The 21318-nt window shown below is 69.3% G+C and carries 24 protein-coding genes and 1 pseudogene; 17 read left to right on the top strand and 8 right to left on the bottom strand.

Translation table 11 applies throughout. From position 1 onward, the window contains the following. Window positions 1-87 precede the first annotated feature (87 nt). Together ACFWZH_RS27895 and ACFWZH_RS27890 are read left to right on the top strand one after the other, a co-directional pair. Entirely contained in the window at window positions 88-753 is a 666-nt protein-coding gene (locus ACFWZH_RS27895; protein WP_384436907.1) for an NADPH-dependent F420 reductase, read from the top strand. A 415-nt stretch (window positions 754-1168) separates the two neighbouring features. After that, window positions 1169-1798 (top strand): hypothetical protein, encoded by a 630-nt coding sequence (locus ACFWZH_RS27890; RefSeq protein ID WP_384436904.1) that lies wholly within the window; start codon window positions 1169-1171, stop codon window positions 1796-1798. Window positions 1799-1937: 139 nt separating this feature from the next. Here ACFWZH_RS27890 and ACFWZH_RS27885 read toward each other — a convergent pair whose 3' ends face one another. Next, on the bottom strand, window positions 1938-2657 hold the full coding sequence (locus tag ACFWZH_RS27885; RefSeq protein WP_384436901.1) for an SDR family oxidoreductase: 720 nt from the start codon (window positions 2655-2657) through the stop codon (window positions 1938-1940). 108 nt (window positions 2658-2765) lie between these two features. Between ACFWZH_RS27885 and ACFWZH_RS27880 the strand changes: the two genes are divergently transcribed. Further along, window positions 2766-3731, top strand: a complete 966-nt coding sequence (locus ACFWZH_RS27880) for a LysR family transcriptional regulator (protein WP_384436898.1) — start codon at window positions 2766-2768, stop codon at window positions 3729-3731. A 102-nt stretch (window positions 3732-3833) separates the two neighbouring features. On the opposite strand, the gene ACFWZH_RS27875 is transcribed toward ACFWZH_RS27880, so the two are convergent. From ACFWZH_RS27875 to ACFWZH_RS27865, 3 genes are all read right to left on the bottom strand, one after another. Then, entirely contained in the window at window positions 3834-5147 is a 1314-nt protein-coding gene (locus ACFWZH_RS27875; protein ID WP_384436895.1) for a bifunctional folylpolyglutamate synthase/dihydrofolate synthase, read from the bottom strand. A gap of 139 nt (window positions 5148-5286) precedes the next feature. After that, complete coding sequence (locus tag ACFWZH_RS27870; RefSeq protein ID WP_384436892.1) at window positions 5287-6153, bottom strand: TIGR03620 family F420-dependent LLM class oxidoreductase; 867 nt, start codon at window positions 6151-6153, stop codon at window positions 5287-5289. 12 nt (window positions 6154-6165) lie between these two features. Further along, on the bottom strand, window positions 6166-6918 hold the full coding sequence (locus tag ACFWZH_RS27865) for an NDP-sugar synthase (RefSeq protein ID WP_384436948.1): 753 nt from the start codon (window positions 6916-6918) through the stop codon (window positions 6166-6168). Between the two features lie 242 nt (window positions 6919-7160). Between ACFWZH_RS27865 and ACFWZH_RS27860 the strand changes: the two genes are divergently transcribed. Then, entirely contained in the window at window positions 7161-7976 is an 816-nt protein-coding gene (locus tag ACFWZH_RS27860) for a hypothetical protein (RefSeq protein WP_384436889.1), read from the top strand. Window positions 7977-8037: 61 nt separating this feature from the next. Here the strand turns inward: ACFWZH_RS27860 and ACFWZH_RS27855 are convergent, their stop codons facing one another. After that, entirely contained in the window at window positions 8038-8547 is a 510-nt protein-coding gene (locus tag ACFWZH_RS27855) for a hypothetical protein (protein ID WP_384436886.1), read from the bottom strand. A 339-nt stretch (window positions 8548-8886) separates the two neighbouring features. Between ACFWZH_RS27855 and ACFWZH_RS27850 the strand changes: the two genes are divergently transcribed. From ACFWZH_RS27850 to ACFWZH_RS27835, 4 genes are all read left to right on the top strand, one after another. After that, window positions 8887-9117: a DUF5133 domain-containing protein gene (locus ACFWZH_RS27850; RefSeq protein WP_384436883.1), complete on the top strand. Its 231-nt coding sequence runs from the start codon at window positions 8887-8889 to the stop codon at window positions 9115-9117. A gap of 150 nt (window positions 9118-9267) precedes the next feature. Continuing rightward, window positions 9268-9426: a hypothetical protein gene (locus ACFWZH_RS27845; protein ID WP_384436880.1), complete on the top strand. Its 159-nt coding sequence runs from the start codon at window positions 9268-9270 to the stop codon at window positions 9424-9426. A 4-nt stretch (window positions 9427-9430) separates the two neighbouring features. Further along, window positions 9431-9655, top strand: coding sequence for an alpha/beta fold hydrolase (locus tag ACFWZH_RS27840; RefSeq protein ID WP_384436945.1), 225 nt, complete (start codon window positions 9431-9433; stop codon window positions 9653-9655). 131 nt (window positions 9656-9786) lie between these two features. Beyond that, window positions 9787-10689, top strand: coding sequence for a SigB/SigF/SigG family RNA polymerase sigma factor (locus ACFWZH_RS27835; RefSeq protein WP_384436877.1), 903 nt, complete (start codon window positions 9787-9789; stop codon window positions 10687-10689). Window positions 10690-10779: 90 nt separating this feature from the next. On the opposite strand, the gene ACFWZH_RS27830 is transcribed toward ACFWZH_RS27835, so the two are convergent. Then, on the bottom strand, window positions 10780-11850 hold the full coding sequence (locus tag ACFWZH_RS27830) for a YihY/virulence factor BrkB family protein (protein ID WP_384436942.1): 1071 nt from the start codon (window positions 11848-11850) through the stop codon (window positions 10780-10782). 298 nt (window positions 11851-12148) lie between these two features. Between ACFWZH_RS27830 and ACFWZH_RS27825 the strand changes: the two genes are divergently transcribed. The 5 genes from ACFWZH_RS27825 (at window position 12149) to ACFWZH_RS27805 (ending at window position 15255) form a co-directional block, all read left to right on the top strand. Continuing rightward, entirely contained in the window at window positions 12149-12655 is a 507-nt protein-coding gene (locus ACFWZH_RS27825; protein ID WP_384436874.1) for a hypothetical protein, read from the top strand. A gap of 413 nt (window positions 12656-13068) precedes the next feature. Next, a complete protein-coding gene (locus ACFWZH_RS27820; RefSeq protein WP_384436871.1) occupies window positions 13069-13638 on the top strand; it encodes a hemerythrin domain-containing protein in 570 nt (189 codons plus the stop codon). A 45-nt stretch (window positions 13639-13683) separates the two neighbouring features. Further along, window positions 13684-14100: a CBS domain-containing protein gene (locus ACFWZH_RS27815; RefSeq protein ID WP_384436868.1), complete on the top strand. Its 417-nt coding sequence runs from the start codon at window positions 13684-13686 to the stop codon at window positions 14098-14100. Window positions 14101-14389: 289 nt separating this feature from the next. Next, the gene (locus ACFWZH_RS27810; RefSeq protein WP_384436865.1) at window positions 14390-14623 is read left to right on the top strand and encodes a hypothetical protein; all 234 of its coding nucleotides are present in this window, start codon (window positions 14390-14392) and stop codon (window positions 14621-14623) included. A gap of 215 nt (window positions 14624-14838) precedes the next feature. Further along, window positions 14839-15255, top strand: coding sequence for a CBS domain-containing protein (locus ACFWZH_RS27805; RefSeq protein ID WP_384436862.1), 417 nt, complete (start codon window positions 14839-14841; stop codon window positions 15253-15255). A gap of 96 nt (window positions 15256-15351) precedes the next feature. Here ACFWZH_RS27805 and ACFWZH_RS27800 read toward each other — a convergent pair whose 3' ends face one another. Together ACFWZH_RS27800 and ACFWZH_RS27795 are read right to left on the bottom strand one after the other, a co-directional pair. Further along, window positions 15352-15999, bottom strand: a complete 648-nt coding sequence (locus ACFWZH_RS27800; RefSeq protein WP_384436859.1) for a hypothetical protein — start codon at window positions 15997-15999, stop codon at window positions 15352-15354. A 172-nt stretch (window positions 16000-16171) separates the two neighbouring features. Further along, complete coding sequence (locus ACFWZH_RS27795; protein ID WP_384436856.1) at window positions 16172-16525, bottom strand: hypothetical protein; 354 nt, start codon at window positions 16523-16525, stop codon at window positions 16172-16174. Between the two features lie 57 nt (window positions 16526-16582). Here ACFWZH_RS27795 and ACFWZH_RS27790 point away from each other — a divergent pair. From ACFWZH_RS27790 to ACFWZH_RS27775, 4 genes and pseudogenes are all read left to right on the top strand, one after another. After that, window positions 16583-16876: pseudogene (locus ACFWZH_RS27790) on the top strand (MarR family winged helix-turn-helix transcriptional regulator); the annotation flags it as partial. Between the two features lie 337 nt (window positions 16877-17213). After that, window positions 17214-18365: an ABC transporter substrate-binding protein gene (locus ACFWZH_RS27785; protein WP_384436853.1), complete on the top strand. Its 1152-nt coding sequence runs from the start codon at window positions 17214-17216 to the stop codon at window positions 18363-18365. 420 nt (window positions 18366-18785) lie between these two features. Then, window positions 18786-19094, top strand: a complete 309-nt coding sequence (locus ACFWZH_RS27780) for a WhiB family transcriptional regulator (protein WP_384436850.1) — start codon at window positions 18786-18788, stop codon at window positions 19092-19094. Between the two features lie 427 nt (window positions 19095-19521). Continuing rightward, a complete protein-coding gene (locus tag ACFWZH_RS27775) occupies window positions 19522-21291 on the top strand; it encodes an ABC transporter ATP-binding protein (RefSeq protein ID WP_384436847.1) in 1770 nt (589 codons plus the stop codon). Window positions 21292-21318: the final 27 nt, after the last annotated feature.

Below are 21318 nucleotides of genomic sequence, written 5' to 3'. Positions count from 1 at the left end.
GCCGATGCACACCGCGCGGTGTGCATCGGCCCGCCTAGCGTTCCGGTCATGACATCCCACGAGGCAAGAGCAAAAGGGAGCAGCACCATGCGCATCGGCATTCTCGGCACGGGCTCGATGGCCACCGCCCTGGGCGGCGCCTGGGTACGGGCCGGGCACGAGGTCCTGGTGGGCGGGCGGAACGTAGCGGCCGCGGCCACGGCCGCGGCGAGGATCGAAGCCGCCGGGCACGGCGACCTGACCGAGGCGGCTTCTTACGGCGAGGCGGTCCTGATGGCCGTACCAGCGGACAGCGCACCGCGGTTGGCCCGGGAGCTCGCCCCGGTTCTGGCCGGACGGACGGTGCTCGACTGCACGGTGCCGATGGAGCCCGGCCCGGACGGGCCCTTGCTGACCACCGCCGGCGGCACGGACTCCGTCGCCACGCGTATCGCGGCCGCCGCGCCGGACGCCGGTGTCGCCAAGGTCTTCGGCATCTGCCACGAGAGCATCTGGGCCCTGCCGCGACCCGCCTTCGAGGGCGCGCCCCTGGCGGTGCCCTTCTGCGCCGGCACGCCCGCCGCGGCCGACCTCGCGGCAGAGTTGATCACGTCGATGGGCTGCTCCCCCCTGTCCTGCGGCGGACTGTCCCGCGCGGCGCTGCTGGAGGCGGCTGCGGTCCTCGCCATCGGTGTGTGGTGGTCCGGCGGCGAGGCACGTCACACCTTCCCCTCCCCCGCCCTGGCACCCGGCGCGGTCGACGACGAGCCCTAGCCTTGGCAACGGGGCTTCCCGTGCAGGTCGACGGGCCAGCGCATCCCTTCCTGCACCCGCCTATCAAGCAACTCATGTCGAGGCGACCGGACTTCGACCCTGCGGCGACGGACTCCGGCATTCCAGAGAACGTCCGCGTTCCGCACCGAGGACGCCGGTTCTGGCGTGGGACTCCCCAGGAGACGGCGAGGCCAGACCCGGCACCGCCATGCGGCCCGACGGAGAACCCAGATCAGGTTGCCGAACTGGGCGAGGGAGACCGACTGGTGGATCGCGATAGGGGCCGGTGCAATCGATCCGGGTGCCGCGGCCGGTGTCGGCTTCGCGGCGAGGGACTGTCAGTGGGGCGCCCTACGCTCCTGCTGTGAATATCTTCCACAACCCCAACAGCCATCCCGATCGCAATCCTGACAACATGTCAGGGATGGTCTATCTCCGGCTGATAGCCGCCGACATGCTGCCGCCGGAGATCGTCGACGCCTACGCATACATGCGGCCCGTGGCGGAGGGTCTCGTCGAAGCCCTCTCCGTCGACCTGGGCGACGCCGTCAGCATGCTCAGGGACAGCGACGTGGCGCAGTACGGCGGGCTGGAAAAGCTGCGGGCGGCCGGACGGGCCAACCTCCTGGAGGATCCGTTCGAGTACGACACGGTCGAGCTCGACGACGGGACGGTCCTCCACCTCGTCGACGGCGACTCCCATTACGTGGGGAGCCAGGTGCTGGTGCTCGACGAGGTCATGCGGACCACCCACGGACACCCGCCGCCGCCCGAAGGCGTGCTGGTCGCCGTCCCCGGTAGGCATCACTTCGCCTTCCACCCGATCATGGATCAGCATGCGGGCACAGCCGTCAAAGCGCTGGCGTCCTTCGGCCTCGAAGCGTACGAAAACGACGCCGACGCGGGGAGCGGCCCCATCTCCCCGTACCTGTACTGGTGGCGTGACGGAACCCTGACCGCGCTGACCGCCTTCGACGACGGGGACGGCACGCTCACGATCGAGGTGCCGGGGGAGCTGGAGCCGATCATGGGCCCGCCGGACTAGCGGCGCGGCCGCCGGGGGTCGGCGCGCCTGCCCCCGGCCTCTTCGGCCTACCGCGCGAACCACAGCGCCCCGGACTCGACCCGATCCTGCCCCAGGGGGAGTTCGTGCCGCACACTCGGCGGTTCCCCCTCCTGGCCTGTCACGCGGCCTGTCCGGTCGCCGCCAGTACCAGTTCGCGGACGGTGATCCGCTGTGGTTGCTCGTAGACCCAACGGACCGCCTCCGCGATCTCATCGGCCGTCGGCAGTTCCACCGCGTCCTTGAACGCCTGGTAATCGGCCTTGGCGGCCTCGTCGGTGGTGTGCGACAGCAGGTCCGTACGGACCGCGCCCGGGGCGATGGTGACCACCCGCACTCCGTGCGCGGCGACCTCCTCGCGCAGGCTCTCCGAGATCGCGTGCACCGCGGCTTTGGTGCCGCTGTAGACGGTGTGCTTCGGGTAGCTCTTGAGACCTGCCACCGAGCCGATGTTGATCACCGTGCCGGTTCCGCGGTCGACCATGCCGGGCAGTACCGCGGAGATGCCGTTGAGCAGACCGCGCACGTTCACGTCCACCATCTGGTCCCATTGCTGCGCCGGTTGGGCGGCGACCTCGCCGAGCAGCATCGTCCCGGCGTTGTTCACGATCGCGTCGGTGGGCCCGAAGGCGGCCTCGGCCTCGGCGACCGCGGCGGCCACCGCGGAGCGGTCGGTGACGTCCACCGCCCGCGCCAGCGCGCGGGGCAGGCCCAGGCCGGTGAGCCGGTCGAGGCGACGGCCGAGCAGCAGAAGCGGGTGACCGCGGTCGGCGAAGGCGCGTGCGGTGGCCGCGCCGATGCCCGTACCGGCGCCGGTGATGACGATGAGTGGCTGTGCCATGGCGTGCTCCATTCCTCATGACTTCTGGACAGGTGATCGAGGCCCCCCTCCGGGCGGGACCTGCGGAGGTGACGTCATCAACCCTGCTCGTGCGGCGACTTCCGAACAATGCCGAACCCCGCAACGATCGATAACCTGAGGGTTATGGAAAGCCGTGAGATCGAGATCTTCCTGACGCTCGCCGAGGAACTGCACTTCGCGCGTACCGCCGAGCGGCTGCTCGTCTCGCAGGCCCGGGTCAGCCAGACCATCAAGAAGCTGGAGCGCCGGTTCGGCACCGCGCTGTTCGAACGGACCAGCCGGCGGGTGGCCCTCACCCCGGTAGGCCGTCGCCTCCGGGACGACATCGGCCCGGCGTTCGTACGTATCCAGGAAGGCATCGCGCGCGCGACCGAGGCCGGCCGGGGTGTCGCCGGACCGCTGCGTGTGGGCTTCTCCGGAGCGCTGCAGGGTGACTTGGTGCTCTCCGTCCAGGCCGCCTTGCGCTCCGGCAACCCCGAGTGCGAGGTGCGACTCCATGAGGTCCCCGAAGGTGACCCGTACGGGCCCCTGCGGTCCGGCGAGGCCGACCTGGCGATCGTCCGATTCCCCGTCGACGAACCGGACTTGACGGCCGGACCGGTGCTGATATCCGACGCCGTGATGCTCGCCGTTCCCGCCCGCCACCGGCTGGCGCGCCGCGACGCGGTCGGCGAAGGTGACCTCGCCGGCGAGAGCCTGCTTACCGGCCGGCTCGCTCCAGGAGACGCTGGCCCGGGTCGGCGCCGGCCATGGTGTCCATCCCGTCCCGAGCCAGACAGCGGTGTACCAGACCCGCCCGACGATCGCCTTCGTCCCCTATCCGGACGCGCCACCCGCCGAGTTCGGTGCGGTGTGGCGGACAGCGGCGGACAACGCCCGCATCCGCGCCTTCGTCGCCGCCGCCGCTGCCCTGGTGCGTACGGAAGGCGGCCCCACACAGGTCTGTGGAGCCTGCCGGGCCGACGCCATCGGCCCCGCGCCTCGGTGACCGCGTGGCGGGTCGTTCGGCGTCCACGGACGCGGACAGTGAGCTGGTGCTCCTCCGGCCGCTGAGCGAAGACGCTGTTCCCGGGCACAGGTGTGCCGCAGCACAGGAATCCGTCCTTCGGCTCCGCCTGCCGCTGCGCACCACACCACCGGGCCCGCCGTGAGCGGTCAGCCGGGAGGGAGCTGGAACAGTTCACGGACACGGCCGATCAGGAGGGGAGTTCCCAGAACGGTGACGAGGCCGCCGGCCCCGACGAGTTCGGTGGCGTGGCGGACGGCGTCAGCGGTCTCCTGCCGTACGTACAGTTCGCGGCGCGGCGCCAGGGTGGTGCGCATCTCGGCCGGGTCTGCTTCGTTGGGGTGTCCGACCCGGGTCAGTACCACCGGCCAGTCCGCCGGCAGTGGTTCGAGCATGGTTGCCACGTTCTTGTACTGGAGGGTGCCGAAGACGAGGGCGGTGCGCTCAGCGGCGCGGGACTGCCGAAGGATTTCCGGGGCCGCGGTGGCCGCACCCTGGTGGTTGGCGGCGATATCGAGCAGTAGGCGGCCGGTCCAGGAATCGAGGTGGGCCGGTGCCAGTAGTTCGAGGCGGCCGGGCCAGCGGGTCGCGGCTAGGCCGCTGCGCAGCGCCTCCTCCGAGATGCCGCGGATCGACCCTCGTTCGGTCAGCGCGTCGATGCCGGCCACGGCAAGAGCCAGATTGCGATGCTGGTGCTCTCCCCGGAGCGGACAGGTCAGGTCCCGGTGGACAGCGCGCGGGGTGGCTACTTCCAGCACGGTACGCCCGTCGCCGGCCGTGCGTGGCCGACAGCGGACTTCCTGAGGGAGGCGCCAGACGGTCAACCCCGTGTGAGGGCTGAGGACGTCTTCTACCGCCTCTACCGCCTCCTCGGGCATCTCGCCGAGCACGACATGGTCGCCGTCGCGAACGATGCCCGCCTTGTTCCGTGCGATCTCACCCAGGGTCCTCCCCAGCAGATGCTCGTGGTCCAGTCCCACTCCGGTGATGACCTTCACTCCGGTGTCGAAGCGGTTGACCGCGGTGCGTCGGCCACCGATGTTCGCCTCCAAGACGGCCACGTCCACTCCCGCGACGGCGAAGTGAACCGCGGCCGCGGCCGCGTGCACCGCTCCCGCGTTGACCACCAGCCCCGTACTCCTGAGGACCTCGTCGACCTTGAGAAAGGCACGGTGACATGCGGCGGGAGAGACGGGCGCCCCGTTGATCCGGATGCGTTCGGTGACACGCTGGAGGTGCGGGCTGGGCATGCTTCCGGTCCGCAGTCCGGCCGCGGCCAACGCTGAGACGGCGAACGCGCAGGTCGATCCCTTGCCGTTCGTGCCGGTGACGGTCATGCCCCGCATATTGCGTCCCGGGTCGCCGAGTGCTCGGAGAAGCCGGGCCATCGCACCGGCGCCCGCCCCGTTGAACTGGTACCGACCGATGATCTCTTGACAGGCCAGGTCTTCGTCAGTCGCCAACTGTGCCACCTCGCCACAAGGTTGATGGGTAGGAGAAATGCGCGGCGACCGTCTCCTGCCGCGCGCAGGGAAGGTCGGCCGTGAGGACCACCACGAACGACGCCCGTACGCACCGCGCTCCCGCGGCCGGCGGCATCGTTCAGGGGGTCGGAAGCAGTGAGGCCAGGTCGCGCCAAGCGGCGCGTGGGAAGGCTCGGGGGTGCTCGGTGACGACGTGGACGGCGACGTGGTCGGCACCGGCCCGCAGATGGCTGGTGATGCGGGCGGCGATCCGCTCGGGGTCCCCCCAGGCGACGAGCCCGTCGACGAGGCGGTCGCTGCCGCCGTGCCGGAGATCGGCCTCGGTGAAACCCGAGTCGAGCCAGGTTCGGGTGAGGTTGGGCAGTGTCAGATAGGGCGCGAGCACCGTGCGAGCCGCTGCCCGTGCCGCGCTCGGGTCGGTGAGCGGGACCACGGTCTGCACCGGAGCCAGCAACGGGCCCGTGCCCAGCAGCGCACGAGCCCGCGCGGTGTAGCGGGTTTCCACGAGATAGGGCTGGGTGCCGGCGGTCCGGGCCGCGGCCAGCTGCGTCATCCGCGGGCGGTGCGCGCCGATGAGCCGTGCGGAGGGCGGCGGTCCGGTGCCGATGGCGTCCAGAGCGTCGAGATAGCGGCGTATGGCGGTCAGCGGCTGCCGGTAGTGTGCGGCGAACGGGGCATGGCTCACCGCCAGGCCCGTGATCAGTCGGGCGCGGTCGGCGGCGGGCAGTGCCCCGTAGGCCGCGGCGAGCTGGTCCGGTGTGTGTGTCCAGATGGAGAGGCAGGCGATCGCCACCACCGTCCGTCTGGTCGCCGCCAGCACTTCGGCTGCCGCAGCGAGATCCGCCTGCGGGTTGTCGCCGGGGATGCCGCCCAACCACAGCGTGCCGTAGCCGAGTGCCTCCAGCTCCGCCGCGGACTCCCTCGCCTCGGCGCGGTCCCCGTGGGTGAGCCCCACACTCCATACACCGATCCGTCCGAGCAGCATGGCGCTCCTCTTCTACGCGTCATCCGTAACCGCCGCGAGTTCGCGTTCGATGTCGTCCAGGTCATGGGGGGTGTTGATGGCCCGCCACGGGCCGTCCACCGGATAGCCGATCAGCTGCCGTGCTCGTATCAGACGGGGGAGCGTGACCTCCTCGTGGTCGCCCTCGTCGGGCAGCAGTTCCATGACGCGCGGGTCGAAGACGTAGACGCCGCCGTTGACCCGTAGGGGCGGTGGGACGTGCGAGACGAGCGTGGTCACCCGGCCCCGCTCGTCACACTCGACGCTGCCCCTGGGCAGCCAAGGACGGGGCAGGGCAACCGTGGCCAGCGCGGCGTGACGCCGGTGGTGAGCGAACATCCCGGCGAGCGAGAACCGCGTCCAGATGTCCCCGTACACCGCCAGCCACGGTTCGTCGGGCCGGTCCAGGGCGGCGGATGCGAGCTTGAGTCCGCCGCCGCGGCCCAGGGGCCGTTCCTCGACCACCACATCCGTACGCAGCGGCAGCTGGTGGCCGGCGAGGTAGTCGCCGATCACCGGCGCCAGGTGCCCCGCGGAGACGACGACCTGTTCCACGCCCGACTCGGCGAACCAGTCGAGTTGATGGCGCAGGATCGGAGTGCCATGCACTTCGACCATCGTCTTCGGCCGGGTCCGCGTCAGTGGCCGCAACCGGCTGCCCAAGCCGCCGGCCAGGACGACCGCCTGCCGCACTGTCCCTGGTCCAGCATCCTCGCCGCCCGCATCACCTGAGAGTCGCGACACGATCACATAGCGTACGTCAGTCCGGTTCCTCCTGGAACACCAGGTCCCCGTGGCCACGAAGATCCACCTCGGCTACGACGGACGAGGGCTCCTCGGCCGCGACCACGACGAAGGGCGTCGGTCGGCTCGTGTGTGACGACGCCCTGGATCCACACGACTCCAGACTCCCCGGTCGAACGCTCGCTCCTCACCTATGACCACTGACGGCATCGGCCTCGTTCATCTAGCTCTCGATCGGCGCCCTGGTGCACGACGGGCAGATCGTGGTCGGCGGCGGAGGGTACGAACAGCCCTTCGCCCAGTGGGATCTGCACACCGGTGCGGTGCTGACCTACATCCGTGAGGCCCACGGAGGCGTGGCCAGGACCTCGACCATGGAAGTGCGCGGGCGGTCCGTGTTCATCACCGGCGACAGCAGCGCCGGTGCCCCGGTGCGGCTGTGGGACCCGGCCCGGCGTGACTCCGTCACCGAGTGGAAGGACGAGAACTGGCTCGCGGTCACCTACCGCGCCGATCCCGTCGACGTGTGCTGGCATCGCGACAGCATCGGCGGGCTCGCCTCCGGACAGCTCGGCGGACGCCCCGTGGTGGTCTCCGCCGGTGCGGACGCGCGGGTGATGGTGCGCAACGCCGACGGCATGACGCCTGTCGTCGAGTTCGGGTCGGCTCCCCTGCCGGCCGGCGGGGTCGGCCCGGTCGCCGTCGGCGGCCGGACGCTCGTGGTGGCGGCGGGCGGGACGTCGATGCTGCTGGGCGACCCCGGAACCGGCGCGTGGAGTGAGCCCGTCGGACTGCCGGGAGACGCCACCGATCCGGAGGCCGACGGCATCTGCTGCATGGACGCCGGCGTGCTGAACGGCCGCCCCCTCGCTGTGACCGGTGCGAGGAACGGCCTGGTGTGCCTGTGGGACCTGCACGGGCGCGGTCTTCTCGGGGACCCGGTCAGCGGGCACACGGACGAGGTCGTCGCGGTGCGCATCGCGGAACTGCACCGCCGCGCCGTCATGTTCACGGCCGGCCGGGACGGCCGGATATGCGTCTGGGGTCTGGACCAGGGGTGAGCCCGCGGTCACGTGCCACATCGGACACGGCCTGAGACCTGCAACGGCCGCTCCGCGGCGCTCAGCGGCTCGGAGTACGGCCGTCCACCCCTTGGGCCTGGGAGGTCGGGTCCCCGTGGGCCTGGGAGGTCGGGTCCCCGTCGCCGCTCCCAGAAGGGCCCTCGTTTCCCGCATGGGACAGTGCCGCCCGTACGCCTTCCATGACGGCTTGGACAAGACCCTGACCCACCAGCACCCACAGGGAGGCTGAGGCCCAACGGAAGGCCTCCTCGGCCAGCTCGGGGTCCGCGCCGGTCCCTTCAGGGTGTTCCGTACCGGACCATGCCAACAGGTCGACTTCTACATCGGTGAGCTTGCCGACGAGACCGATCCACACCAGAACGAACGACGTCGCGACATAGAAGCCGGTGCCGCGCCGCCGCGTCCGGCCCGGGGAGTCCGGGGTCCCTGCGGGGCGCACTCTCATGAAGGGCTTCAGGAACTGATGCATCAGGAGGCTGCTGACGGCGACTTCAGCGATGATCACCGTCGTCACGATGGCGACGTAGTCCTGACTCATGGCCCACTTCATCTACGCTCCTCGGCCCGGGGAAGATGGCGTCTCACTGCGTCACTCACCGAGTTTCGACCTGCGGCGATACCCATCCCACCGCCTTCCGCCGCTGACTGTCCCGTTGTTCGCCGAGGGTGATCACATGGCCGGCCCACAACGTGATCGCCCAACGTCGGTTTCACCGACAGCGCCATCGCCGGTTCGACCAGCTTTCCGGACCCGAGGTCGAGCATGGTGGCAAAGGAGCGATTACGGCCGGAGGTTGAGGCAGACCCCATGCGTATGCGTATGCGTATGCGGTGCGGGGCAGGGCAGCCGAGATGTGAAGTGATTCGCTCGCTGGAAGGAGACCTGGACATGCTCATGGCCCACCCCGCCGTGCTGCAGGACCTCATGGAGAAGTACGAGGCCCAGGAACTGCTGCACGCACAGCAGACCAGTGACGCGGTGCGCCGACGGATGGACGATCTCGCCTACACCCTGTGCGTCTCCACCGGCACCCGTGACATCGACGCCGCACTGGTCGCCGCCCGCCACCAGCTTCCCGGGGCCCGGACCGAGGACGACTCCGTCCTGGCCACGCTCTAGGAGGTGCCGGACCGGTCCGGCATCCTCGGCGCTCCTGACGCCGCATCGGCAAAGGCGCACCGGACTCCTTTCCTGTCTCTCCCGCCTGCCCCTGCGGGTGCCCCTTGCTGGACGTCGGCCATCCGGACTGAGCGCGGCTACCAGGGGATGTTGCCCGTCATCGTGGAACTGCGCGGCCGCTCCGGCTCCGTGAACTCGATCCTCATGAACCGCACCCGCGACGGGGAGCGGCACTTCGCCCTGGTGCGCTGGGACATGCGGCGCGCCGGCAAGACTCTGCGGCGCTCCGGAGCCGACCGGCCAGGGTGAACCGATCTTCGCGCGGCTGCTGGCGGACGCCGTCGAAGTGGTCGAGCATGTCCGCGCCCGGCTCGGCGTAGAGCGGGTCATCGTGCTGGGGCACTCCTTCGGCAGCGCTCTCGGACTGCGCCTTGCCCGCAGCCACCCGCAGCTGGTCGCCGCCTACAAGCACCCGACCAGCCCGCGCCGCGACCGCCGGCCACCAGGACCGGTCATCACGAGAGTCATGCGCGATTGACTCCAACTCCCTTGTCAGATAGCTGAATTGAGGCGTGGGAGAGGACTTGCATGACTGTGTCCTGACATGGGATGTGAGGGAACGGGTAGGGGCCGATGACGAGGCCGACAGCAATCGCTAGGAGCCACGGCATGACGAGTAACGGCACCACGACGGCAGCGACGGCAGCAACGGCACGGACATCCACAAGGTGCAGGCCCTCGGAGAGCCTGCACACGGCGCCCGCGGAGCCTCTGCCGTTGATCGAAGAGCCGCGGTGCGTCGCCCCGGCCGACGCACGGGACCTGTCGCCGCTGTTCCTCGAACGACTCGCCACCACTGAGGAGGGAGCCCCGGAGTACCAGTACGCGCGCAACACCCTCATCGAGATGAACCTCTCCCTGGTCCGTTACGTCGCCCGGCGGTTCAAGAACCGAGGCGAAAGCGTCGAGGACGTACTGCAGGTCGGAGCCGTCGGTCTGATCAAGGCGATCGATCGCTATGACGTGTACCGACAGGTCGAGTTCACCACGCTGGCCGTCCCCTACATCCAGGGTGAGATCAAGCGCCACTTCCGCGATCAGACCTGGGCCGTCCATGTGCCCCGACGGCTCCAGGAACTCCGTACCGATCTCGCTCGCACCCGCGAACGGCTGGCCGCGGAGGGCAACCATGAGCCCTCCACCGCCGAACTCGCCACGCATCTGGGACTGGCAGAGGACGAGATCCTCGAAGGGCTCGTCGCCTCCAACGGCTACGACGCCGATTCCATCGACCGGCCCCTTCAGGCGAGTGGAAGCAAGCAGCGCGGGCTCGTTGCCGATCTCGTCGGCGGCAATGACCCGGCCCTGGACCTCGCGGAGCACGTCCAGGCCCTCAAACCGCACTTGGCACAGCTCGACGCCCGTGAACGCAAGCTTCTGCGACTGCGTTTCGGAGCGGAGATGACACAGGCCGAGATCGGGGAGGAACTCGGTGTCACCCAGATGCAGATATCGCGCCTGTTGAACCGAACGTGCAGCAAACTGCGCGAGAGCCTCCTCATCGAGGAGTGAGCTGCGAGAACCGCTGCCGGCGAGAGAGCTCGATCGGGATTCCCAGTGGGAAGCCCACCGGTCACGCGAGAAGCCGGGGCGACCCGCCGGTCACCTGTCGCCCATCTCCCTGCGGTCCTTGTCGCTCCAGGTGCGGGTGTCCCGGGGTTCGACGTAGGGCTCCTCCTCGGCGGGATGGCCGCCGGCGATCGCGCGTTCTCTGGCCAGTTCGGCATCGAACTCCAGCCCCAGCAGGATCGCGAGGTTCGTGATCCACAGCCACACCAGGAAAATGATCACCCCGGCCAGGGTGCCGTAGGTCTTGTTGTAGGAGCCGAAGTTCGCCACGTACAGCGCGAAGCCCGCCGACGTGATCATCCAGATCACCAAGGCCAGGAAGCTGCCGGGAGTGATCCACCTGAATCCGCGCACTCTCGCGTTCGGTGATGCCCAGTACAGGATCGCGATCATGACGGTGACCAGCAGGACCAGGACGGGCCACTTGGCGATCGACCACACCGTCAAGGCGGTCTCCCCCACCCCCAGGGCAGCGCCGAGCTGCCTGGCCAGGGCACCGGTGAACACCACGATCAGCGCGCTGACGCAGGCCATGATCATCAGCACCAGCGTCAGAACCAGCCGCAGGGGCGTGACCTTCCATACCGAGCGCCCCTCAGGTACGTCGTACACGGCGTTGGAGGTGCGGATGAACGCCGCCACATAGCCCGACGCCGACCACAGCGCCAAGAGCAGGCCGACGATCGCCAGAACCGATCCGGTGCCGCTGCTGGACTGCAACTGCGTCACCGCTTTGGTGATGATGTCGCGTGCCGCGCCCGGGGTGAGCTTGGTGATGTTGTCCAGGATGCTCTTCGTCGCCGACTCCCCCGCGATGCCCAGCATGGACACCAGCACCAGCAGAGCGGGGAAGAGGGCCAGAATCCCGTAGTACGTCAGAGCCGCGGCCCGGTCGGCGAGTTCGTCGTCCTTGAATTCCGCGGCCGTCCGCTTCAGCACGGCCACCCACGACTTCCTGGCCAACTCGGTGGGCTGATCCGGAGCTCTACGCTCCACCTGCTCGTCCGGCCCGGGCCGGCCGCCTTCCTTCCCACGGCCCGCCTCGCGCCCGGCCCGCCGGTTCGCACGGTCCTCGTGCTGATCATCCCGCTTGCGCTGCCACATCGGTGCCATGCCCTACGGATAACCGCGAACCCTGCCTTCTGCACGCGGGGACGACGACTGATGACCGGGGCCTGGACCCGACGCTTCGGTGGCGCGCAGCCCACACATCCACGGCACGGGTTGCCCTCAAAGCCACAGTAAGGCGATCTGGTGGAACCGGCACGGGCAGTGCGGGCGGCCAGGCGGGAAGCGGGCGCCGCGCCTGAGCCGGGCTTCGCGGGCGGCCACCGTTGGATAGGCTGAAACTGGCCACTCAGCCGCAGGAGGGACCCTCTGGTCCCAGCTAGGGAGGTCGGTCATGGGCGGTCCGCTCGCGGAATCTCGGATGGTCGCGGTCTACCTCAATGATCATGTGGCCGGGGCCACAGCCGGTGTCGAGCTCTGCCGGAGCATGGCTCGGGCTCACCGGCGGTCGGACCTCGGCGGTGACTTGAAGAACCTCGCCGCGGAGATCTCACTCGACCGGCAGGCACTCCTCCGTCTCATGAACTCCCTCGGCGTTCCTGTCCGCCGCTACAAGGTCTACGCGGCCTGGGCGGGCGAGAAGGCCAGGCGGCTGAAGCCCAATGGCCGCGTCCTCCGTCGCTCCGCTCTCAGCACGGTCGTCGAGCTGGAGGCGCTGCGTCTCGGCGTCGAGGGCAAGACCCTCCTTTGGCGCACTCTCCTCAACTGGGCACCCCGGGAGCCGCGCCTGGACGCCCGACGCCTCCACGAACTCCTGGACGGAGCGCGGCAGCAGACAGAGGCACTGGATGTACTGCACACCAGAGCCACCAGGACGCTCCTGGCCTGCCGCCGCACCTAGACAGGTGCGCACGTTTCTTCGAGTCGCGGCGGCCCAACCTGCACGAACTGGCTGATCAGAACGGTGTCAGGGTGCTGGTCGCCGGCGGATGGAGCAGATCGGCCCCCGCCCTGCGACTGCATGCCCGGGGCAGGCATGCGTGCGACGCTGGAGAGGAGAGGAGGCTCCGCCCAGAGTGAGGGTGGAGCCGTGGTTGCTACCGGACCGTGGAGCCGTAGTTGCTGCCGGACCGGATCTCGTACCGTCGCCCGGCGCTGTCGCAAAGCCCGGGCGAACAGGCCGGAGCCGACCGGCCGCGGACCGCATCCGGTGTGGTCACGGCTGCCCGGCGTGGTGGTCGGCGGCCAAGCGAAGCCGTTGCGCGTGGCGTGCCCGGACCGGCTGTCGCAGCGCCTCGGGAAGGCAGGCAGATCATGGAGCACGACGCCGACATCATCGAGGAGCTGACCGCCGACCACCGCGAGGCGAACGAGCTCTTCGAGCAGTTCTACGAGCGGGCCCCCGGATGCATCGAGCGCAAGCTGCTCCTGGACGCACTGACCGTCGAGCTGGTCCGCCACGCGGTCGCCGAAGAGAGGTATCTCTACCCCGCCGTGCGCGCACACCTGAAGAACGGCGGACGCTGGGCGGACAGCGAGATCGCCGAACACAGCAGCATCGAGGAACGGCTCCAAGACCTCGAAGGGCGCGATGCCGACGACCGTGACCTCGACCGGCTCGTACGAGAGCTGCGCACCGAGGTCGCCTCGCACGTGGAGGACGAGGAACGCCATCTCTTCCGCGAGGTACGCACCGGCGTCCCGCCCCTCGTCCTGAAGGAGCTCGGGAGGAAGGTCCGCGAGGCGAAGCGGGCCGCCCTCACCCGCCTACAGCCCCAGGCGCCCGGCGTCCCGCCCCTGAACAGGCTCCTGGCCCCCGGAATGGGGCTGGTCGACCGCGTGCGCGACTACGCCGCGAGCCGCGGCCGCCCCGTCACCAGCTGATCGAAACCCCTCTGAATCGAAGCCCTCCGAAGGAAGGCGGGAGAGATGCCCGTGGCACGCGACATCATGACCTGTGGAGCCGAATTCATCGGGACCGAGGACAGCATCCTGGACGCCGCCCACAAAATGACCGAGCTCGGGGTCGGCGCCCTCCCGATCTGCGACAGGGACAACGCCCTCAAAGGCGTCCTCACGGACCGCGACATCGTGATCAGGGTGCTGGGCGAGGGTCGGGACCCGCAGCAGACCTGTGCCGGTGACCTCGCGCAGGGCGAAGCCGTCACCATCGGCGCCGACGACGGTGCGGACCAGATCATCGCGACCATGGCCCGCCATAGGGTCCGGCGCCTGCCGGTCGTCGACGGCAACCGCCTCGTCGGCATGGTCGCCCTCGCCGATGTCGCCCACGCGCTGCCCGCGCCCCAGGTCGGAGGCCTCCTCACCGCCCTGTCCGTGGACTGACCCGTCCCGCCCGGCCGCCCGCCATACGAGGAGGAGGCAGCATGGCGGTGAAGGTGATCGAAGGGGCCGGGACCGCGGCCCGCCCCGCCGCGCTGCCGGGCCACCGAGGAGGGCCCCTGCGAAGGCGAACTCCAGCCGCCTCCGTGGGCACACTGCGCCATCTGGCCTCTGTGGCGCGCTGAGCGCCCGAATCCGTGAGGTCCTGGTTCAGCCGGCCCCACCCTCTGGGCCGGCACCGGAAGGCCGGCGACCCGCGGGCCTGACCACGCCAGTCTTGGAGGAGAGCACCATGGCAGCCTGCGAGGTCTGCGGAAACGACTACGAGATGGCCTTCGAGGTCCGCGCGGCCGGCGCCGTCCACACCTTCGACAGCCTCGAATGCGCGGCCCACAAACTCGCGCCCATCTGCGACAACTGTGGCTGCCGCATCCTCGGCCACGGCCACCAGACCGATGGCAAGTTCTACTGTTGCGCCCACTGCGCACGCGCCCAGGGCCACACCGCACTCACCGACAACGCGTGAGCGCCCCGCCCGTGCGGTTCTGGCCCCGTACCCGTCGATGTGGGACGAGCCGGCCGACGCCCGCGGAGCCGGCAGGCCACGCGGACGGGGCAACCGCACGGCCGGGTGGTCTGGGGGCATCAGAATGCGGCCCGCTGACAACGCGGCGTACGAAGTGATCAGCGCGCAGAGCGTGGTGGCGGGAAGCCCTGCTGTTCATACATCCGGAGGCAATCATGACAAGCGCGCGGGAAATCATGACGGAGGGCGCCGAGTGCGTCGGCGCGGACGAGAGCGTCGTGCTGGCGGCCAAGAGAATGGCCCAGCTGGGCGTGGGGGCCCTGCCCATCCGCGGCAGTGACAACAGGCTCATGGGAATGCTGACCGACCGCGACATCGTCATCAAGGTGTTGGCCAGAGAACTCGACGCCAGAACGACGAAGGCGGGTGAACTCGCTCAGGGAGAGGTCGTGACCGTCGACGTCGATGACGATACGCACCAGATCCTGCGCGCCATGTCCTCGCACAAGGTGCGCAGGTTGCCGGTCCTCGACGGAGGTGACCTGGTCGGCATGGTTGCACTTGCCGATGTCGCCCGCGATCTGCCCGACCCCCAGGTCGGAGACCTGCTGGAAGCCCTGTCCACGGACTGACCGCAGCTGAGGGACCGTCATGCGCCAAGACGGCCGCTTCTCCTTGGCCCCGGCACTGCCTTCCGACCAGATGACACCGCCTGCGCCGGCAGTGGCCTACCCTGTCCGGGCGCTGGGATGCTGACCATCCTGGGCCTGACGAACGCGCTCGATGAGCATCCGGGCCGACGGGGTCAGCAGCCGAGGATCATCTGACGTCGGGCCTTTGTTGGTGAGGTTCACCGTGATGAGGGCCGGACCGACGCGTGCCCTGATCGAGGCGAAGCAGACCTCGTGGCTGAAACAACCCCACGACATGTACGCCGCGTCCGCCCTCGGCAAGTGAACGGAACCCGGCTTTTCCTTCGACTTCAGCCTGGTGTACTCCTGGGCGGCAGCCGCCCGGCTCTCGTACGCCATCACACGAAAGTCGACCGGCCCACCGTGAAACTCCGGGGCGCGGAACCGTCGATACGCCTCCGCCACCGTGGCATATCCCTTCCGGCGCCCGAACAGGCCCTCTTCTCCTTCTTTCCAGCCCGGGGGCAGGTCCGCCACGTCCGGCATTGCCGCACGTACTTGATCCTTGCCGAACGGCACCTTGGGCGCCCCCGTGGAGGAGGGAGCGGGCCGCCCTTCGCGGTCACCCGCATGCTCACTACAGGCTGCCGAAAAGCCGAGAAGCAGACACAAGAACACGGTTCCGACGTTTTTGGCTGCCCGCAACACGCCCCCTTGTCGCTGCACCGTGACCGACGTTTCCACCGGGATTCTAGGCGCCGCTCGCGTCACGCAAGGAGAAACCGCCCAACGAGGCCCCTCCCCCACGCTCTGACGGCCTCGATGCTCGCCGCCTCGCCTCCTTGACGCCGTCGAGTCCCCGAAGACGGACGACCCACCATGCGCCTCAACAGTCTTCACGAACTCCCGGAACGCATCACGGCCTTCGGTACGGGGTGCCGTTGTCAGAGCAGTTGGTCGTCCATGCGCCCGCGCGCGGGCCGACGCGGCAGCACACCGGCAGCAGGAACAGCCCTCCTGCGGTGAGCTGCCAGGCGGTCGAGGCGAGCACGTTCACCTGCCCATCGACACCGGTCTTCCATCGCTTGGTCAGGATGTAGCCGAAGGACGACACGAGCATGGCCGCGGCCGCGGCGAGGACTCCCGGCAGGCTCACCCCTCCCGCCCCCGTGAGCAGCAGGAGACAGACCCCGCTGAACCCGATCGCGGCACCGGCCAGGTGCGCGAGGCCGGGGCGCTCGGACACCAGGGCCCAGCCGATGAGCATCATCGCCAGCGGGGACACCGCCATGACGGTCGAGGCGATGCTCGTCGGGAGCAGCTGGGAGGCGGCATAGCCGCCCACACCATGGTCACCACCGGCGCGATGACGAAGCGGATCGACCGCCTGGAGCGCGCCGGACTCGTCACCCGCCGCCGTTCCGACGACGACCAGCGCGGCCGGATCGTCGCCCTCACCCGACCCGGACGCGAACTCATCGGCCAGGCGTTCACCGACCACATGGGCAACGAACGCCGCCTGCTGGACCTACTGCCCCCCACCGAGGCCCGGGCGCTCGAAGGGCTGCTCACCACGTGGCTCTCCCGCATGGAAAGCCCGCATCCGCCCGACGGCAAGTGACCCACCGGGTTGCGTTCGGCGATGATTTCGGGGCGTTTTACGGTTTTGCCCCACCTCGTAGCGGGTGGCGGGTCGCCGACCCCTCAACCTCTCACGCAGAGTGGCGAGCGGTGTGCGCAGCGCGACCGGCGTGGACGAGTTGCCGTGGCACATCCCCTTGCGCGTCATAGATGTGCAGGAATGGTAGCTAAGAGTTTCGAAGATGTTACGGACCAGACATCGACAGCGTGCCTACTATGACCAGCTTGTTCAGACGAGTATTCGCACAAGTTCTCACCCCCCACGCGAATCCCCGTGTGTGTCCCCTGTGCCCCATGTGTACCCCTCTGGAGAGACCGTGACCCAGATCCTGCCGAGATCCGCCGTCCTTACCGGTGGCCTCGTCGCCGCCACACTCGTCCTCAGCGCCTGTGGCGCGGGCTCCGACGCGTCGACCAACGCCGACGGGGAGAGCGCGGCCACCGCGATCACGGCCAAGGACTTCGGGGGCATGGACGCTCTCGTCGAGGCAGCCAAAGAGGAAGGCACGCTGAACGCCATCGCGCTCCCCCGCGACTGGGCCAATTACGGCGCGCTGATCGACGGCTTCGAGAAGAAGTACGGCATCAAGGTCAAGGTGGAGAACCCGAACGGCGCCAGCCAGGACGAGATCAACGCCGTCACCTCCCGCAAGGGCAAGGACCGGGCGCCCGACGTCCTCGACCTCGGCAGCTCCTTCGCGTACAGCGCCGCCCAGCAGGATCTGCTCGCGCAGTACATGGTCGCCGACTTCATCGACATCCCCGACGGCCAGAAGGACACGATGAGCCGTTGGTACAACGGCTACGGCGGCTATATCTCCATCGGCTGCGACGCCCGTCGCGTGAAGACCTGCCCGACCACCATCAAGGACCTGCTCAAGCCGGAGTACAAGGGGCAGGTCGCGCTCAACGGCGACCCCACCAAGTCGGGTTCGGCCTTCGGCAGTGTGTATGCAGCCGCCCTCGCCAGCGGCGGCTCCTTCGACTACATCCAGCCCGGCCTCGACTTCTTCGCCAAGCTCAAGAGGAACGGCAACTACACGCCCGTCCAGTCCACCTCGGCCACCATCGTGAAGGGCCAGACGCCGATCGTCCTCGACTGGGACTACCTCAACGCCAGGTACACTGACGAGTTGAAGAGCAAGGGACTCGACTGGAAGGTCGCGGTCCCAGAGGACGGCAAGTTCTCGCAGTACTACTCGCAGGCCATCAACAAGAACGCCCCGCACCCGGCGGCCGCCCGACTGTGGCAGGAGTACCTCTACAGCGCCGAGGGCCAGAACCTCTGGCTCAAGGGCTACGCCCGCCCGGCCCTGATGGCCGCCATGGAGAAGGACGGCACGCTCGACAAGACCGCGGCCGCCAAGCTGCCGAAGGTCTCCGGCACGCCGAGGTTCCCGACCGAGTCGCAGCTGGGCCACGCCAAGGACGACATCGCCCAGGGCTGGGGCAAGATCGCCTCCAGATAACGGCGACTCCCACCGGGGCCGACGCGGTGCCCGCCGCTTCTTCGGAGCGGCGGCGCCGCGCGGCCCGCTGGTGCTCGCTGTCCAGTTCACGATCTCCGCGCGCTCGTCCCCCCTTTGCGGTGTGCCGGCCCTGGACGGCGGCCAACACGAGGTCGGTGCCGCCGGCTGCGGCGGCCACGGTGACGGTCCGACGGATGAGCCCTTCCTTCTCGTGCAGCGCGCGGCCTCGTGCAGCGCACGGCGCACCCCTCACAGGTTTGCCGCGTCCGGTTCACGCCGCACTCGGTGCACGGCCGCGCATCCCCGGATGTTCGCCGCCGGGGATCGGGTAGACGAGAGGCTGTCCGGCCGCCATGGCGCAGCAGCCCCAGGGCGGCCCCCTGGGGCTGTGTCGTACTCACGGACCTGATTGGAGGCCCAATGCACGCCCTCGTACGCACCAGCCATTCCCCCTCCGCCGACCTGCCGATCAACCCGAACTGGCGGGACCGTGGGGCCTGCAAGGACGTTGACCCTGATCTGTTCTTCCCTGTCGGGAGCACCGGTCCGGCGCTGCTGCAGGTCGAAGAGGCCAAGTCGGTCTGCCGCAGGTGCCCGGTGCTGGAGACCTGCGCCGCCTGGGCGTTGGAGAACCGTGAGGCCCACGGCGTATGGGGCGGGATGAGCGAGGACGACCGCCGCCGCATCAAGCGCCACATGACTCGCGAGCGCTCCCGCAAGGCTGCCTGATCCGCTCTGGCGGCTGCCTGATCCGCCCGCGCCGGCCGCTGAACACCGGCGGCTGGGACGGGCGGTGAGGGGGAGCCGGACAGCCCGGCTGCACTCGCCCTTGATCCACAACTCCGGCACACCCTCTCGCCGGTCTCGTGCGGGCGCGAAGAACGACGAGCCTTGAGCAGCGGGCCTTCGCCGGCGTGATGTCCGCACGTAAATCGCGTGCACACTCCGCTATCGCGCGACTACCATCTGTTGCTCTTCTCGTCCGTCTTCCTGCCGCTACAGGAGTGCGCCGATGTCCGAAGACGCCCACCGCGACACCCCACCCGGCGTGAGAACGCATGCCACCATTCCCCCACAGGCCGCGCCGCCGGCAGAGGAACTCGGCGTCCGACGCCTCGGCGTCACAACGGACTTCGGGAGCGTCACCACGTTAGCCATGGCCAGACGCCTGCCGCGGCTCATGCGGCAAGCCATGGCGCTCGGCTGGCGCACCCACAAGAAGTCGGTGGCCGGCATGATCGTGTGCGATGTCGCCGCCGGCGCCATGGACGCGTTCGGACTGCTGGCGACCACCAGCGTCATCACCTCGCTGATCACCTCGGGCGACATCGCCGGACGCCTACGGGAGTCCGCCCCCGCCCTGCTCCTCCTGGTCGTCGCCGTGGGGCTACGGACGCTGTGCCGGCTCACGGCGAACTGGCTCGCCGACCGCATCGCCCCGCTGGTGGCCCGCGAAGCCGAGATCGATCTGCTGACCGCCGGCACGAAGGCCGAGCTGGTCGCCTACGACCACCCCGGCTACAACGAGCGTTGGGACGCCGCCGACCGAGGCGCCGATGTCTCCCGCGACATCGTCTTCGAAGCCCGCCAGGTCATCTCCGCGATCATGTCGTTCCTCGGCGCGACCACTGTCATCACCGTCATGCACCCGCTGCTGCTGCCGCTGCTCGCCCTCGGTGCGCTGCCGCGTACGGTCTCGGCGATCCGTGCGGCACGGGTGGAGTACCTCGAGTCCCGCCGCACCGCGAACGAGCGGCGCCTGCTGTCGATGCTGCGCTCGAGGATCATCGACAAGCGCTTCGCCGACCAGATCCGGTCCGGCACGATGTTCGGGTTCCTCTTCGGCCGCTACCGCACCACCTCGGCCAAGGTGCAGCAGCGTATGCAGGCCGCCGCCTGGCGGTCCGCACGTATCAGCCTCGCCGGCGCCGTCATCTCCGGCCTGTCCTCCGGGATCATCTGGGGCGCGCTCGCGCTCCTGCTGGCCTCCGGCCAGATTTCCGTCGCCAGGGCCGGAACCGTCGTCCTCGCGATGAGGACCGTGTCCACCGCCATGTCGGCCCTCATCTCCGCGTGGGCCCGCCTCTTCCGCACCGGTATGTACATGGACGACTGGTCGTCGTTCCTGGAGGAGGCCGGGGGACATCAGATGAGGCGCGGCCCCAAAACCCCGCCATCGAGGCCGCGGGTGTTCACCGCCGAGGACATCGTCTTCGCCTACCCCGGCGGCCAGGCCCCGGCCGTCAACGGCGTCTCCCTGTCCGTCGGCCGAGGAGAGATCGTCGCCCTGGTCGGCGAGAACGGATCCGGGAAGACCACCCTCGCCAAGCTCATCACCGGCCTCTACCTCCCCGACAAGGGCTCCATCACCTGGGACGGCGTCGACCTGGGCGACATCGACCCCGAACAGCTGTGGCGGCAGGTCGCCCACGTTCCGCAGGAATACGCCCAGTGGCCCCTCACGGCCCGCGAGAACATCAACCTCGGCCAGCCCCGCGAAGACGACCCGCAGTGCCTCCGGACCGCATCGAAGGCATCCGGCGCCGACCAGGTCGTCGAAGAACTCCGCTCCGGCCTCGACACCCTCCTGGCCTCCCAATGGTGGGGCGGGCAGGAACTCTCCGGCGGCCAATGGCAGCGCATCGCCCTCGCCCGCGCCTTCTACCGGCAGGCCGACCTGCTGGTCATGGACGAGCCCACCGCCGCCCTCGACGCCCGTGCCGAACACGGCGTGTTCGCCGGTCTGCGCGACCTCGCCCAGACCCGCGGAATCCTCCTGATCACACATCGGCTCACCAACGTCGCATCCGCCGACCGCATCATCGTCCTCGACCACGGACAGATCGTCGAACAGGGCAGCTACGGCCAACTCCTCAAGAGCGACGGGCTCTTCGCCGAACTGCACCGCCTCCAGCACGACCGCTGACCTGATTCCTGAGAGCCATTGATCGAC

This window comes from Streptomyces sp. NPDC059008 (assembly GCF_042749045.1).
GTDB lineage: Bacteria > Actinomycetota > Actinomycetes > Streptomycetales > Streptomycetaceae > Streptomyces.
The sequence above is the reverse complement of the archived record's forward strand: the minus strand, read 5'-3'. Positions and strand labels throughout refer to the sequence as shown.

Bases quoted from the DNA above. Each gene is read 5' to 3' on its own strand.
- ACFWZH_RS27815 (WP_384436868.1), top strand. From the start codon at position 13,684: ATGCCCGTGGCACGCGACATCATGACCTGTGGAGCCGAATTCATCGGG.
- ACFWZH_RS27885 (WP_384436901.1), bottom strand. From the start codon at position 2,657: ATGGCACAGCCACTCATCGTCATCACCGGCGCCGGTACGGGCATCGGC.
- ACFWZH_RS27775 (WP_384436847.1), top strand. From the start codon at position 19,522: ATGGCCAGACGCCTGCCGCGGCTCATGCGGCAAGCCATGGCGCTCGGC.
- ACFWZH_RS27895 (WP_384436907.1), top strand. From the start codon at position 88: ATGCGCATCGGCATTCTCGGCACGGGCTCGATGGCCACCGCCCTGGGC.
- ACFWZH_RS27830 (WP_384436942.1), bottom strand. From the start codon at position 11,850: ATGTGGCAGCGCAAGCGGGATGATCAGCACGAGGACCGTGCGAACCGG.
- ACFWZH_RS27780 (WP_384436850.1), top strand. From the start codon at position 18,786: ATGCACGCCCTCGTACGCACCAGCCATTCCCCCTCCGCCGACCTGCCG.
- ACFWZH_RS27805 (WP_384436862.1), top strand. From the start codon at position 14,839: ATGACAAGCGCGCGGGAAATCATGACGGAGGGCGCCGAGTGCGTCGGC.
- ACFWZH_RS27825 (WP_384436874.1), top strand. From the start codon at position 12,149: ATGGGCGGTCCGCTCGCGGAATCTCGGATGGTCGCGGTCTACCTCAAT.
- ACFWZH_RS27855 (WP_384436886.1), bottom strand. From the start codon at position 8,547: ATGAAGTGGGCCATGAGTCAGGACTACGTCGCCATCGTGACGACGGTG.
- ACFWZH_RS27820 (WP_384436871.1), top strand. From the start codon at position 13,069: ATGGAGCACGACGCCGACATCATCGAGGAGCTGACCGCCGACCACCGC.
- ACFWZH_RS27795 (WP_384436856.1), bottom strand. From the start codon at position 16,525: ATGATGCTCATCGGCTGGGCCCTGGTGTCCGAGCGCCCCGGCCTCGCG.
- ACFWZH_RS27870 (WP_384436892.1), bottom strand. From the start codon at position 6,153: ATGCTGCTCGGACGGATCGGTGTATGGAGTGTGGGGCTCACCCACGGG.
- ACFWZH_RS27810 (WP_384436865.1), top strand. From the start codon at position 14,390: ATGGCAGCCTGCGAGGTCTGCGGAAACGACTACGAGATGGCCTTCGAG.
- ACFWZH_RS27890 (WP_384436904.1), top strand. From the start codon at position 1,169: ATGTCAGGGATGGTCTATCTCCGGCTGATAGCCGCCGACATGCTGCCG.
- ACFWZH_RS27835 (WP_384436877.1), top strand. From the start codon at position 9,787: ATGACGAGTAACGGCACCACGACGGCAGCGACGGCAGCAACGGCACGG.
- ACFWZH_RS27850 (WP_384436883.1), top strand. From the start codon at position 8,887: ATGCTCATGGCCCACCCCGCCGTGCTGCAGGACCTCATGGAGAAGTAC.
- ACFWZH_RS27880 (WP_384436898.1), top strand. From the start codon at position 2,766: ATGCCGAACCCCGCAACGATCGATAACCTGAGGGTTATGGAAAGCCGT.